Below are 14,225 nucleotides of genomic sequence, written 5' to 3'. Positions count from 1 at the left end.
AACCACGAGAATCGCGGAACCAAAAACCATCTTGACTCTTGGCAAACTTTTTAAAATCAATCACCCTAGTAGTGGGATCGAGATTGACAAGATGAGCAATAATCGCCTCAACCTTAGCCATCTTTTCCTCACGACGCTGCAACCCCAAACGCCCCAGATTATGCACCTGAAAAATCGGCGGCATCACCAATTCACCAGCTTGCTTAATCCTATGAACAGGAGCATCAAGCCGCATTTTCAGATCCGTCACATCAATCGTGGCATCAAGATAAAGATTAGCCACCGACTTATGAGCAATATCGCGCAAGCGCTCATCCAAAAGAGACACCGTTAACCGCTCATATTGAATATGCAAATCCCCATGAGCGATCGCCCCAGATAAAATATTCAAAAACTCCACCAACCACTGCTTTAACACCTCACGGTCAATCTTCTTTTCAATCTCATAACTATTAAGAGTAGTCGATTGCTTCAACAAAGAATTAACCCTAGCCAACTCGCGCTTATCCTTACCCTTAACATTTTCAAACTCAGAATCTGCAACCTCATCAACCGTATCGAGAATTGAAAGATCGGGTTTTAGCAAATCCGCCAGCAAAGTCGTATCAATAATTTCAGGAATAGTAGACTTAATCCCATGAAAGTCCAGACCATGATAAGACTTATCAGCCAATAACCCATGCAACTTATTTAGAACATCAATGATTTGCTGCTTATGGTCAAGACTAGATCTTGAGATAACAGCGATCGCCCGATCTACATCCTCACGACTAACCGAAATCTGACGCATTGTTGTCAAGCTTTCAGACACCTCCTCCCATACCAGCAAAGTTTTCGAGTAATCAAACTCAGTGGGACTAGGCAAACTCATTGGGTGTGATCGCAGGATTTTAGAATTAAAAGCGATCGCTCGTTTATGCTTAAAGCCAAACCCATCACCCGAACTACCACGGCAAGCATTGAGTAAAGGGCAAGTCTCGCAAATAATCTTGGTATCGGAAATTGCCTTATCGCGCAAAGCAGCGATCGCCCCAGTCCGCGAGCAATTCGCCTGAGTATCTAAAGACTCGCCCGACTTAGCACGACGTAATTTCCCAGATTTATGAGTCAAGCCATTGTGACGCGCAGGCAGAATCGCCCAATCCTGCAAAGTGGAAGTCGTAACATTGCGAGAATCATTAGATATATAGATGATCCTTTCAACACCATCAAATAAATCAGGACGCAAGCGCCCCGCATCATAGCTTTTGCCCGTACCTGTCGCTGAAGCATCAAGGACATGTTTGTGAGTTAATAATGAATCTCGCCAAGTTTCTAGCCTTTTTCCTGACTCATATTCAAATTGGGAGACTGGGGATTGAGGCGATCTCTTAACTTGAGATTTATTAGTAAACCCCTTTGCAGTCTTCTTCGGAAAAAGCTTATCTTTCAACCATTGAAACGGTGAAAACTTAGGCTTAGGTTGATAATTAGCAATTTGGAAAAACTGCTCAACTGTCAAAAGCTGAATTGTTGCATCATTAGATAACTCATCAATATCATCATCAGTTTTAGCAAACTGACCCCACCAGAGAACATCCACCGTAAAATCTAGCTCAGCCAGAAAATCCAAATTTTTCTCATGGCGGCGCATTACGGAAGGGTTACCCACATCACCCGCATCGATCGCATATTCCAAACGAGTCACATCAGGTTTAGCCCCAATCGCATCAAAATAACTTTGTAAAGTTTCTTTACTAGCAACAAACTGACCACCCGAAGCACCGATCGCCACACAGCCACGCAGTTTAGAAGCAAGATAGGGCTTAACACCAGTACCCTCAACCAAGACAACACGCTGGCGATCGACCTGAATATCACCATGAAAAGCAAGGGGTAACTCCCCATTTTGTTGCTGTGCAGAGATGCCAAAAGGCTTATGCCAACGATAGCGCCCAGAATCAGCATTACGTAAACGGATTTGAAAACCGAGGATTTTACCATCAGGATTCTTAATAGGCAGAATATAGCCAGAATTAGTTGATTTTGCACCTAAAAGCTTAATATCAAGTTCAGACAAGCCACGACTGACTAAATCGTCTCTATCTAAATTGTCTAGATCCAGTTTCTGCAAATAACTTTGATAAAGGCGATCGCGCTGGACAGCATCGGGCAACTTAGCTAGACCATCCCTTTTCGCCTTTTGCTGAGCAATTCGCAGTTTTAAATTGCGATCGCGACGTTCTTGACGATCCACCTCTGATTCGGGACATTTTCTAACATATTTACCTGCAAAGTAACTGCCATTGGTTTCGCCCAGATATTTCCAATCCGCCAGACTGACATCGCTGGGATGGGTCATGCAGAGAACAAAATCTTGGTTATCGGAGGCAATTCGACATTTCCCTTTGATATCATCGCAGATTGGGCAAGGATTATGCGATTTAGTTGGTGAAAACTTTCTGGAAGAATACTGGTTATTTAAGGAGGTCATTATTTTTGACCTCCTTGATGCTTGCCAAAGGAGAACTCGACAAAGAGCTGCTCCTGCAAGGTTTGAAAAATTAAAAACATCTAGATTGTCCTGATTGTAGGGTTTGTAGCGACTTCAATCAGAAAACAGACAGACTTTTTGAATTCAGTTCAATAATTAATTATTGGTTCTTGCAAAAAAATTAAAAAATTTGCAGCAAAAACTATTGCTAAACCTATATCTTGCGTTAAGATATAAGAAAGCACTGAACAAAATTGCCGGCCAAAGCAACATCTGTCCATTTTCGGATATTAAATTTAATAAAACCTTCGGGTTTACAAGAAAGCTAGTGGTTTGCAGTCACTGGCTTTTTTGTGTTTGAAGGGGAAAACGAGCTAAGTAATCTCCTGTAGATAAAAAACTGCAATTTAAGCATACATCGATCACTCTAGATCTGATCTATAAAAGATCAAAAAAAGATCAAAATTTTATTGAATTTATCCTGCATAGGATCACCTCGTTTTCATACTGTCATCTGCGACACAATTTTGGGGCGATAGCTGAGCCAAATCTTGGAATCTAGCAAACTCAAAAGCACGATCAAACATTGCTTCATCTTGTTTAACATCAGTTCGGGATGAGCCAACCCTTTCTCAAAGACCGTTTCAAATTATCCTGAACTCACATTTGTTTAGTGCCAAAGCCATCGCTGTTAAAATAAATACATGGAAATCAGTAATCTAAAACTATACCGTTTTAACTAAAGGTGAAACCATGACCGCTACAGCTATTGAACCCATAATGCTAGAAGAATTTCTAGAGCTATCAGAGACAAAAAACGCTTCTGAATCTGCTTCTGAATCTATCGATGGGTAAATCATACAGAAACCGATACCCCAAGGAGAATATAGCCAGCTTCAGATTGAAATCTGTGGAGTTGTGAATCAAATTGCTAAACCTCAAAAAAAGGTTCGCGGACATCTATCAATATCACTTGATTGTGGTTTAACTACTGCTTGAGGTGTTAGCATCAACTGTTTGTAAACGAGGATTAGAAATTTGATGGGTCATAATTTGTTCGCAATAATGTCAACCTCTTCACTGTTGAGCTAGAAAGTAGGCGCTACTTTGCATAAAGATATTTATTAGATTGTAATGCTAGAGTAAAAGGAGCGATATTTTCATAAGCTTTTGCTGCTTGCAATACTAATGCATCATTATATTTAGCCGCGACAATTTGTAGACCTACAGGTAATCCATTCTTGGTGAAACCAATGGGGATAGAAGCCGCAGGTTGTTGCGTGAGATTAAAAATATAGGTAAAAGGTGACCATTCTCTTTGTGAATCGGTAACATTGTCAGGAATTGAGGGTGGTTTGTTTAGCCCTACGGGGAAGGCGGCGATCGCTAAGGTTGGCGTTAATAGCAAATCATAATTCAAGGGGCTATCGGTGACTCCTTTGTAGCCAAATTCGGAAGTCGTAGTTTTACCGAGCAGGATCGCACCTTGTTCACGGAGTCGTGCCACTGCGGGTGCATCTTCATCCCATGCTTGATCAGGATTGATGGCTTTACTGCCGCGCCTTGTTGGTAATCCTTTACTTAAAAGTAAATCTTTTGCAGTAAAGGGAATGCCATCTAAGGTTCCAAGGGGATTACCTTCACGCCAACGTTGCTCGGATGCTTGAGCTTCAGCAAGAGCGATTTCGGGATCAACGGCGATCGCAAAGGCATTCACCAAATCATTGTAATCCTCAATCCGTTGTAGAGAAGCTTTAGTGACTTCCACAGGCGATAGCTCACCTTGGCGATATCGTGATAGAATTTCTGTTGCTGATAAATCTGCTATTTCTGACATATTAAGTGATGATTGGGAAAGTAATTCCCCTCTCCTGCGGGAGAGGGGCTAGGGGTGAGGGGCAATAAACTCTAAATCGTGACCTTAGTTCCATCAAACTTAGTGAACGTGAAACCACTAAACTTTTCGCGGAAAGTTGAGCCTTCATCTCTGAGAATGGCGATCGCCACCGCTTCACCCAATGCCAACGAAGCCGAAGCATCAGTACGCCAGTGAATACCCGCACTATTGCGACCTAAGCCAATATTTGCCGCCAGTTTATTCAACTCACCTTCTACGGTTAGTGGTGCGCCTTGATATGGGATCAATTTCGTAGGATCTTTGGGGTCAGGAATCACGGGATTAGGAATCACATAGCTACCATCAAATAGAGCTTTCAAAATGGTTACACTTGCCCCTGCGGACACCGATGCACCTCCTGGATAAGAAGAGTGGGTCGGAGAGCCTTCGGGGAAGAACTGAGGCAATAGATAGCTCTTATTATTGCTATAGAGGCGATCGAGGATTTCGGAATTGAATACATCAGGATGGATGGGATAGTCGGTCTTCTTCACTTTATTATTGTGAACCAAACCACCAAAGGCTTCCGATCGCAGACGGCGATGGACATAATATTTCTGCCAATAAGCCGCTCGAATTGCATGGGCACTCACCGCAGCAATTAAGCCCTGAACATAACCAGGTCCAAAGGTTCCTGAACCACCCACTTGAGTTTTCGATTTATTATAGGGATTGCTGGGATTATAAGGAGCGCCCACACCACCTGCTAGAGGATTATCCTTAACTGGTTTACCCAACAAAATTAGAGCTGCGTTAGTATATACGGGTGGAGGATTATGGGCAATTTCTCCTTGATCGCGTCCATTAATAAAGTAGCGGCGCACAGGATCAAATTTGATTTCGCGTCCAGAACTGCCTCCATTCTGTACAAGTAGCCACTCATCATAATTAATTTGGAAGCTATTTTCTGGGGTAGCAAGAGGAACACGATGAAGCTGAGCATAGGACTGAGTTCCTGCGGGAATAGGACGCAATAGGAATTGCGATACATAGGGACCAGTATCGGCTCCTGACAGTGTAAAGTAAATAGTCCTTCCAGTCCCATCGGTATAGAAAGCGGAACCTCTAAATAAAAGTTCGGGTGTAATCCGACCATTCTCCTTGGGACCTTTAAATCCAGACAGGCGATTGAGATCCTGAACTGCGGCTAAGATCAGAGGATTATTTGTGTCGTTGCGATATTCGCTAAAGGGAACATCCTGCAATAGCCCTTGCCAAGCAATTTCCACATATTCGGCGGCTTGTTCAGCACTATCGAGGGTAGGAGGAATGGGAATTGGGAAGTGGAGAGGATTCAGTCCAGTTAAACTGACTGCCAAGGGGGTTAAGGGCTGTACCAATTTACGACCACCACCAAGAATGATCTGCTCATATTTGTCTGGATCACCTGATTTCAAGGCATCGGTGAAGGATTGATAAGCTTTGAGATCAACTTCACCTAATTGATTATGTGGCAAGCCTCTAGTATCGGTAGCGATTTTGTTAGGATACTTGGCTTCATCACCATTGGTGGGATGGTTAGGAATGCTTTGCTTGAGGCGTTCTGCGGCTTTAATCCGCACTTGATAAGCTCTAGAAGGGAAGTCATTGCCTGTAAATTTAGAAATTGGCTCGGCTTGAGCAGTATTCTCTTGATTTTTGAATAGAGATGGTGTGACAACTCCTGCGACGGCTGTGGAAGCGGTGAATAGTCCGACGCGACCGAGAAATTTGCGTCTACTCGCACCAAGGCGTTCTTTAGGCGATCGCACTTTTTTTATGGATTCTGGATTGGATTCTGGGTTGAATTCGGGAACATAATCAGATGGTAGCGACGAATCTTGAGGATCAACCGACATAAATATCTCCTAAATGGCTCCTAAGCTAATGAATAAGGGAAAAGCAAATCTAATCTACGGTAACTCGATAGGTTTTTAGTAGTTTTATGCATAGGCAAAACTATCTCATGAAGTAACCCAAAAAATTGGTATTCCACGATTCCAAAATCAATGATTTAAACCCGTCCCCCCTAGCCCTTCTCCCTTTTTGGGAGGGGAGAACAAGAAAACCCACAAAAAATCTCTTCTATTAGCTCTGAAAAAATTGGTTAGGAGGTCGGGATAGTCCCAGATTTTCCCGAAGGGTTTTGCCCTCGTACTCCTTCCGAAAAATTCCCCGTCGTTGCAGTTCAGGAACTACCTTTTCCACAAAATCATTTAGTCCTTCAGGCACAAACGGAAACATAATATTAAAACCATCCGAACCCTCTTCAAATAGCCATTGCTCCATCTGATCGGCGATCGCTTCGGCAGTACCGACAAAGGCTAAACCGCCATAACTACCAACCCGTTGCGCCAACTGCCGAATGGTGAGGTTTTCCCGTTGGGCAAGGGAGACGATGCGATCGCGGGCGCTACGACTGGCATTAGACTGGGGAATTTCGGGTAAAGATCCATCAGGATCGAAACTGGAAACATCATAACCAAGGGCACTATTTAAGCTGGCAATGCCGCTATCGTAATGGACAAGACTGTCTAAATGGGTGCGTTTAGCGATCGCTTCTTCGGTAGTTTCACCTACAATCACCAAAACTCCTGGCAGAATTTTGATTGAATCAGGATCGCGTCCGATCGCCTTAGCCCTTCCCTTAATATCTGCAAAAAGTGCTTTACCTGCTTCCAAATTACTAGCAGGGGCAAATACAACTTCCGCAGTTTCCGCCGCAAGCTGCCGTCCCGCATCCGATGCTCCCGCCTGCACAATCACTGGATAGCCCTGCACAGGTCTAGCAATATTTAAAGGACCTCTTACAGAGAGATATTTGCCTTTATGATCCAGTACATGGAGTTTATCAGGATCGAAATAAATACCTGATTCCACATCACGAATGAAAGCATCATCCGCAAAGGAATCCCATAGCCCCGTCACCACATCATAGAATTCCCGCGCTCTGCGATAGCGTTCATCATGCTCTAGTTCTTCTTCTAATCCAAAGTTTAGCGCCGCATCGGGATTAGAAGTAGTGACAATATTCCATCCTGCACGCCCTTCACTAATATGATCAAGGGAAGCAAAACGACGAGCTATATGGAAAGGTGCATCATAGGTGGTCGAAGCTGTGGCAACTAAGCCAATATGTTCGGTGGCTGTGGCAAGGGCTGAGAGTAGGGTGAAGGGTTCAAAGGAGGTAACAGTGTGACTGCGTTGCAAAGCCGAAATTGGCATATTCAATAAAGCCAAGTGATCCGCCATAAAGAAGGCATCGAACTTTCCCTGTTCTAATTTTTGAATCAGCTTTTTAATCGCGGGAAAGTTAAAATTGGCATCAGGCAAAGCATTGGGATAGCGCCATGCACCTGTATGGATGCTGATGGGACGCATAAATGCGCCTAATTTTAATTGTTTCGTTTTGGTCATTGTCTCTTTTTTGCTGGCTAATATCCGATAAATCTTGGGAGAGTCCTGAAAAGCGGAACTTTCCCAAGATTTATTTTTGTCAAGTTGATTTGCTTTCTTAAGCAGCGATCGCTAATTCACGGCGAGTTTGCGAGATCAACCACTGTTGTAAATCTGGGGCGCTGTATACCTGATCGGCAATAAAGTGATCGCCTTCGGGGAGTACCGTTAGATTTACTGATACACCAAGCCCGCGCAAATTCTCGACAAACTTCTCCACATCGGCAATGGGGATATTTGCGTCTTGTCCGCCTTGGAACACCTGTACAGGAATATCCTTGAGTTTGGCTAGATCTTTCTCCGCGATCGCTTGAGGTACGCGACCCGACACCGCAACCACACCCGCAAAGCGATCGCTATAGGTTGTCGCAATATGCCATGTGCCTGCTGTACCGAGGCTAAACCCTGCGATGATGACCTGTGCTGGATTGATCGGATTATTGGCTAGCAAATGATCGAGAAAAGCAATCACATCCTCAGCCCGTTCGACCCAAGTTTGATCCGCAGGCAATTGAGGCGCAGCAAAAAAGTAGGGCAATGACAGCGACTCATTCACAAATAGTGGTAAGCCCCACTTCAGCAAAACATTCAAATCATTACCGCGATCGCGTGCGCCATGCAGAAATAGTACCAAGGGGGCAGATTCACCTGCCGCAGGAGAAAACAAGTAAGGAAAAGCTCCATTTGCAGTATCAAAAGAGCGTTGTTCGGTGGTCATAGTACTAACTCCTATAGGTTTGCTGGTGATTTAATCTTTTGCGAACAAGGGGTTTATGCCCCTTTACTTTGTTTATCTAATTTTATGAAATACAAATATTTAGTATCACTAACTACTTGACTCTAAAAATATGATAACTCTATACTACGGCTTGTCGATAGATTTACCGTAGTATTTTTAATCATCGACCAAATTTAGAGACATAACTCTGGAGAATTTACATGAGCAATCAGTCCATTGTCGTTAAGCCCACTTCTACCTTCACTGGTGCAGAAATTGAAGGTGTAGATTTGTCTCAGCCTCTATCCGATGCAATCATCAAAGACATCCGTAATGCGCTTTTAAAATGGAAAGTCGTCTTCTTCCGCAATCAAAATCTCGATCATGCTGGTCAAGTTGCCTTCACTTCTCGGTTTGGCGAAGTCACCTTCGCACATCCTCACGAAGATGAACCGATCGCCGATCATCCTGAAATCCTCCCCATCGATCGCAGCCGCTACGAACGCCGCAATGGGTTACAGCGCTCCAGCTATGAAAGCCGTTGGCACACCGATGTCACTGCCGCCGTTAATCCTCCCGCAGGTTCAATTTTGCGGGCTGTGAATGTTCCTAGTGTTGGTGGTGATACCACTTGGACTAATTTGGTTGCTGCTTACGAAGGACTATCTGCTCCTATTCGTGAACTCGCTGATAAGCTCAAAGCGCAACATCACTTCAATGCTGGTTTGAATATTCCTAGCAATAGCAAACTCGCTGAACGGATTGCGAAGAATCCAATTGTTTCGATTCATCCTGTTGTGCGTGTGCATCCTGAAACTGGCGAAAAGGCTCTATTCGTCAATCCTGGATTCACTTCCCACATTATTGGACTCTCTCGCAAAGAAAGTAAGCTCTTGTTAGAGTTGTTCTTCAACCAAATCAAGAAGCCAGCCTACACCACTCGCTTCCGTTGGAACAATGGCGATATTGCTTTCTGGGATAACCGCGCCACTGCTCACCTAGCCCCTCAAGATCTCGATCATATTGAAGTCGAGCGCGTTCTCTATCGCACCACCATCACTGGCGATATTCCCGTCGGTCCCGATGGCTTCCGTTCGGAAATCGTTGAAGGTGAAGTGTTTAACAGCAACTTGCCTAGTGTTTTGCGGCAAAAAGTTGAAGAGTTGAAAGCAGAACCAGTTCTTGCCTAGAATCTAACTAACTGATGTTACGTGGAAGTCTATAGATTTGTATATCTAGCCAAATCTTTCCATGTAACATCAGCCCTATAAGTTTATTGACTTTGCGATCGCCAATAACTTCTTGAAACTCAACAACCAAGTAGATTTGTTATGCCCTGATCGCTTATCAATTTCTTCTATTGATATTTTTAAGAACGAAAATTCTTTCTGTACAGTTCTTGCATCATATCCCAGAACGAAGAATATCTATAAGCGCCAGGATTCTTATTCCCAAAATCCCAAGCTTCCCACTCATTTCTAGTATCCTTAATTATAGGATTGAGTAGAAACACATCACCATCTCTTGTAGAGCTAATCTGTAAAGCTGTTTTCATGTATTGAGATCTTGTCAAAAGTGGATCATCTCTATACTGAATATATTCCTCATCACTAATATCGTCATCATCGTCATCAATCCCCCAGATTTCTGCCCATTCCTCATCTATTCGCTCTTCATCACCATTCCAGATCTCTATCCATTCCTTATTCTCTTGAATGAACCATTTGATTTGATCTGTGCCATATAGCTCACAGTGTCGATTTAAGATAGTAAATCCATTTGAGGCGAGCAAAAAATTCTTATAACTTAATGGTAGTTTAGTTCTCAGTCTTTTTTCTAGTTTGTCAATATCATCCTCAGTTGCACTTTCCCAAAGACAAGACTTACTCTCTAAAGCTTCTGAAAATTCATACAAGTACTGCTCTAAATATTTGTCTTTTAGATTCTCAAAAATTGCTATATTCCATTTCTCTAAGAAATTATTCCAATCTTCTACTGTAGGAATAAATCTAAGCTCAGAACTATTATTTTTATCCAAAACCATTTTTGGTTTACCTAATCTTGAATAAGTAGAAAGACTAAAACGTATTTATCTTGTAGACATAAATTATGCTTTTAAAGCAATTACGGTTCAACTGCTTTATTGACGACAAAATACCGCAGATTTCTACTTTAAGTCAAGTGCGATCGCCACTCTTGTAGGTGAATTAATACAATGTAAAATACATTGAACGTATCTATAACGAAAAGAATAAAAAGAACAAAAAAATAAGAGATATGACAATATTCTATTACGCTTATGGATCGAGTTCGATCGCTTCCCACATTGCGATCGAGAAAAAATGCATAAACTAAGCGAAAATAGCATATATTTCCTCAGACTTGATCGCACTAAATAGCTTGCTGTAAGCGATCGCATTTCAATTACTTGTACTTTGCGATCGCCAATAACTTCTCCGAACTCAACAACTAGGTATATTTTTAGTCCCCAATCTCTTTTCATTTTGCCAATAGCTGTTAATCGCCAATGCGATACCAATAATGGTAAGCATAACGAAAGCCTAATCTCTCATAAAGACTGATAGCTGAAGAATTTGCGGCAACAACTTGCACAAAAGCTACCTTCGCTCCCATCTGACCGCCCCATTGTAGTATCTCCTCACATAGCTCTCTTGCAAGTCCCCTACGGCGAAAATCAGGAGATGTAGCTACGTCGAACAGTCCTAGTTGACCCTGCTCCAATACACCCAGACCACAGCTAGTAGGGAGTCCTTCTTGAGACTTCTTAATGGCGAAGGCACAGGGACTCTTAATGGACTGAAGCATCTTGAGGTGAATTGCTTGGGATGCTTCCAACTTGCCAGATACCTGCTGAAATATATTTAGCCACGACTCTGGGCTTGACGCACAAGTTGGTAATTCAGCTTGACGTTGGATATCAAGAGGTGTGGTCATCACCAGCGACATATCTACAAAGCGATAGCCTTTTTCTGCAAGTAAGCTATCAATTTGCGGTGGAGCAGATATGGATGTTAATCGAAATATTGGTTGTAGTCCACGATTCTGATAAATTTGCTTAATATGATTTACTTGAGGTTCTGATAGTTCTTCCGAGTCTTGCGTACAATTAGCTGAGTTAGCTCGCTTGGTATAGCCATCGGCAAAACGTAGATGCCAACCATATAAATCTTGGCTATCAAGGGAAGGCCATGCTGAGAAAGCAGCAGATTCAATAGATTCCATATCTGATCGCCCAACTTATTGTTTTAATAAGTAGCTAGGCATAAGTAAACTTAAAACCTAGAAGAGTATACCGCCCGCGCAGCGGGCGGTATACTCTCTGGTTTTGATTTTCAATTATACCGAACTACTTAATGCAATTGGATTAATTACTGGACAAACTATCGCAGAGTCCTAATTTAAGTCAAGTGCGATCGCTACTCTTGCACTGTAGGTGAGCTTTCGATCGCTTCCCATATTGCGATCGAGAAAATAGGAATTGAAGTATGAAGCTCAAATGTATGGGATCGAAGTATTACCAACACTTACAGCGCTTCGCACTCAAACCCAAACCAAGGAAATTTTTGAAAGCGTTGCTTCGCAACGCTTTCAAAAATTTCCTTGTGGTTCGTTTGATCGGTAATTGCTGTATTTCCAATGTCACTGATGCCGTAATTGGTGAGATAGGGAATAAAAAACAAACCCAGTAAGGTTTTGAGATTCCCAAAATGGCAACGCCATTTTGGGAATTGGTATAATTTGGGGCTTGCTTCAAGACAGGATCTAGTGGTAGGCTCATGGCAAGATAATCTACGATAATTTGCAGTATTTACCGTAAATTAAATACTGATAACTTAAACTTGCTGCTGCGGATTAATATATGACCATTCAAAAGGTTGGAATTTTGAGTCCAGGTGATATGGGACAGGTGATCGCCATCGTACTTTCCCAACATGGATTGCATACCTTGGCAGCCCTAGACGATCGCAGCGATCGCACGCGCCAGTTAGCGACTGAGGCGAAGATAGAGGATGTTGGTTCGCTCAAAAATTTGGTAATCGAAGCTGATCTGATCCTGTCAGTACTGGTTCCATCTGCTGCCACAGAAACCGCAGAGCAAATTGCGCCAATAATTCGGGCAGTCGGTAAACCCTTGCTCTATGTCGATGCCAATGCGATTGCCCCCGACCGTGTTAAACGAATCGGGCAGATTATCACGGAAGCAGGCGGGCAGTTTGTGGATGCATCGATTATTGGTCCACCACCACGGGTTCCCGACCAGACCCGCATTTATGCCTCTGGCACTCACGCAAATCAACTGCTTCCCCTGCGAGACTATGGACTGGATATTCGCGTTATTGGCGATGAAATTGGACAGGCTTCGGGACTCAAGATGTGTTACGCCGCTCTGACCAAAGGCTTAACCGCGATCGGAACTGAACTGCTGATTGCAGCGCATCAATTGGGCTTAGACGCTCCCTTAGAAGCGGAATTAAGCAATAGTCAATCAGGATTGTTGAACCATTTAAGTCGAGCGATTCCGAGCATGACACCCAAGGCGCATCGCTGGATTGGAGAAATGGAAGAGATTGCCGATACGTTTAAATCATTGGGATTAACGGAACACATCTTCCAAGGTGCGGCGGATATCTATCGCTTAGTCAAAGATACATCCCTCGGCAAAGAAACTCCTGAGGAACGCGATCGCGATCGCTCTCTCTCAAGTGATTACCACTCTTACAAACGAAATATAACGGTTTTCATTTTGCCGTAGGCAAAATGAAAACCACAAACCCTGAGTGTAATTGTTTTTCGTTTTTCAAACATTTATCCACTTTAATCATCTTGAACTCAATATTGACTCATGTAAGAAACATGATTGGGGGCACTGGTCGCTCAAGCAGTGATAAATAGCTGTAAAGCTTATCCAGCAAGGATTTATGGCAATTGACTGCAAAAATGTGAAAAGCTTGCCCAGAAATACTTTGAGTGACTCATCCCTCTTTTACAGTCCAGTGCCTGATTGGGCGATTGGCTCTAGTGTTTTTCCTTACTTTTCACGGGATCTTTAAAAGGCAGACCAGAAGAGACTTTCAGATAAAGGGTGCAGATGGGGTTAAAGTAGTAAAAATCAAGCAAAAGCAGGGAAGAAAAATGATGAACTGGTGGGACAAGAATTTTGCAAGTTGTGAATTAGGAGATGAGAGACTAAGCAACCGAGGGTACTCAATCGGACAAAAAAATAAGTCAAGGATTCGGGAAAGCGTTGTCCGAGATATTTAAGAGTGGCTCTGAGTTAAAAAGAGCTTATGAGTTTCGCCAATCGGAAAACAGAATTTAGCAGGATCATAAAACCACACTGTCAAATGACCAGTGAAGCCGTGGAAGAACAAGAATTGGTGTTGTGTATAGGAGATACTACCTATTTAGATTATGGCAAAATTAAAGCCAAACGGGAAGGGTATGGACCAACGGGAAATGGTGGGAACGGATTAATTCTGCACAGTGCCTTAGCGATCGCCCCCGAACAAGGACAAGTAATCGGGTTGTTATGGCAAAAATTGTGGAACCGAGAAGCGAAAGCAAAGCCACCGCAAGATGAAACCGCAGCAGCGAAAAAGCAACGACTTGCCCTTGCCCGAAAGGCAGCCCGACAAAGGTTATTCAAAGATAAAGAGTCTTATCGATGGGTAGAAGCGCTG

At 43.1% G+C, this 14,225-nt stretch carries 11 protein-coding genes and 1 pseudogene; 5 read left to right on the top strand and 7 right to left on the bottom strand.

The window, feature by feature from the left end; translation table 11 throughout:
- From PSE7429_RS15505 to PSE7429_RS15485, 5 genes are all read right to left on the bottom strand, one after another.
- Window positions 1-2,473, bottom strand: a 2,473-nt coding sequence (locus PSE7429_RS15505; protein WP_009628202.1) for a hypothetical protein, incomplete at its 3' end; no start/stop codon positions are given.
- Window positions 2,474-3,575: 1,102 nt separating this feature from the next.
- A complete protein-coding gene (locus PSE7429_RS15500; RefSeq protein ID WP_009628200.1) occupies window positions 3,576-4,310 on the bottom strand; it encodes an amidase family protein in 735 nt (244 codons plus the stop codon).
- A gap of 71 nt (window positions 4,311-4,381) precedes the next feature.
- Complete coding sequence (locus PSE7429_RS15495) at window positions 4,382-6,208, bottom strand: vanadium-dependent haloperoxidase (protein ID WP_009628199.1); 1,827 nt, start codon at window positions 6,206-6,208, stop codon at window positions 4,382-4,384.
- 229 nt (window positions 6,209-6,437) lie between these two features.
- The gene (locus PSE7429_RS15490) at window positions 6,438-7,766 is read right to left on the bottom strand and encodes an LLM class flavin-dependent oxidoreductase (RefSeq protein ID WP_009628198.1); all 1,329 of its coding nucleotides are present in this window, start codon (window positions 7,764-7,766) and stop codon (window positions 6,438-6,440) included.
- Between the two features lie 97 nt (window positions 7,767-7,863).
- Entirely contained in the window at window positions 7,864-8,523 is a 660-nt protein-coding gene (locus tag PSE7429_RS15485; RefSeq protein WP_009628197.1) for a carboxylesterase family protein, read from the bottom strand.
- Between the two features lie 221 nt (window positions 8,524-8,744).
- On the opposite strand from PSE7429_RS15485, the gene PSE7429_RS15480 reads away from it, so the two are divergent.
- Window positions 8,745-9,713 (top strand): TauD/TfdA dioxygenase family protein, encoded by a 969-nt coding sequence (locus PSE7429_RS15480; protein ID WP_009628196.1) that lies wholly within the window; start codon window positions 8,745-8,747, stop codon window positions 9,711-9,713.
- Between the two features lie 179 nt (window positions 9,714-9,892).
- On the opposite strand, the gene PSE7429_RS15475 is transcribed toward PSE7429_RS15480, so the two are convergent.
- Together PSE7429_RS15475 and PSE7429_RS15470 are read right to left on the bottom strand one after the other, a co-directional pair.
- The gene (locus PSE7429_RS15475; RefSeq protein WP_158467645.1) at window positions 9,893-10,561 is read right to left on the bottom strand and encodes an SMI1/KNR4 family protein; all 669 of its coding nucleotides are present in this window, start codon (window positions 10,559-10,561) and stop codon (window positions 9,893-9,895) included.
- Between the two features lie 479 nt (window positions 10,562-11,040).
- Entirely contained in the window at window positions 11,041-11,766 is a 726-nt protein-coding gene (locus PSE7429_RS15470; RefSeq protein ID WP_009628194.1) for a GNAT family N-acetyltransferase, read from the bottom strand.
- 637 nt (window positions 11,767-12,403) lie between these two features.
- Between PSE7429_RS15470 and PSE7429_RS15465 the strand changes: the two genes are divergently transcribed.
- The 4 genes and pseudogenes from PSE7429_RS15465 to PSE7429_RS15455 all read left to right on the top strand — a co-directional run.
- On the top strand, window positions 12,404-13,297 hold the full coding sequence (locus PSE7429_RS15465) for an NAD(P)-dependent oxidoreductase (protein ID WP_009628193.1): 894 nt from the start codon (window positions 12,404-12,406) through the stop codon (window positions 13,295-13,297).
- Window positions 13,298-13,677: 380 nt separating this feature from the next.
- Window positions 13,678-13,806, top strand: a complete 129-nt coding sequence (locus tag PSE7429_RS28215) for an IS4/Tn5 family transposase DNA-binding protein (protein ID WP_202950461.1) — start codon at window positions 13,678-13,680, stop codon at window positions 13,804-13,806.
- The gene (locus PSE7429_RS28210) at window positions 13,790-13,864 is read left to right on the top strand and encodes an IS4/Tn5 family transposase DNA-binding protein (RefSeq protein ID WP_422394342.1); all 75 of its coding nucleotides are present in this window, start codon (window positions 13,790-13,792) and stop codon (window positions 13,862-13,864) included. The genes PSE7429_RS28215 and PSE7429_RS28210 overlap by 17 nt, the downstream gene beginning before the upstream one ends.
- Window positions 13,833-14,225, top strand: a pseudogene (locus tag PSE7429_RS15455) (IS4 family transposase); the annotation flags it as partial. The gene PSE7429_RS28210 and the pseudogene PSE7429_RS15455, both read left to right, overlap by 32 nt.

The organism is Pseudanabaena biceps PCC 7429, assembly GCF_000332215.1.
GTDB lineage: Bacteria > Cyanobacteriota > Cyanobacteriia > Pseudanabaenales > Pseudanabaenaceae > Pseudanabaena > Pseudanabaena biceps.
Note: the sequence above shows the minus strand (reverse complement) of the source record. Positions and strands in the feature narration are given on the sequence as shown.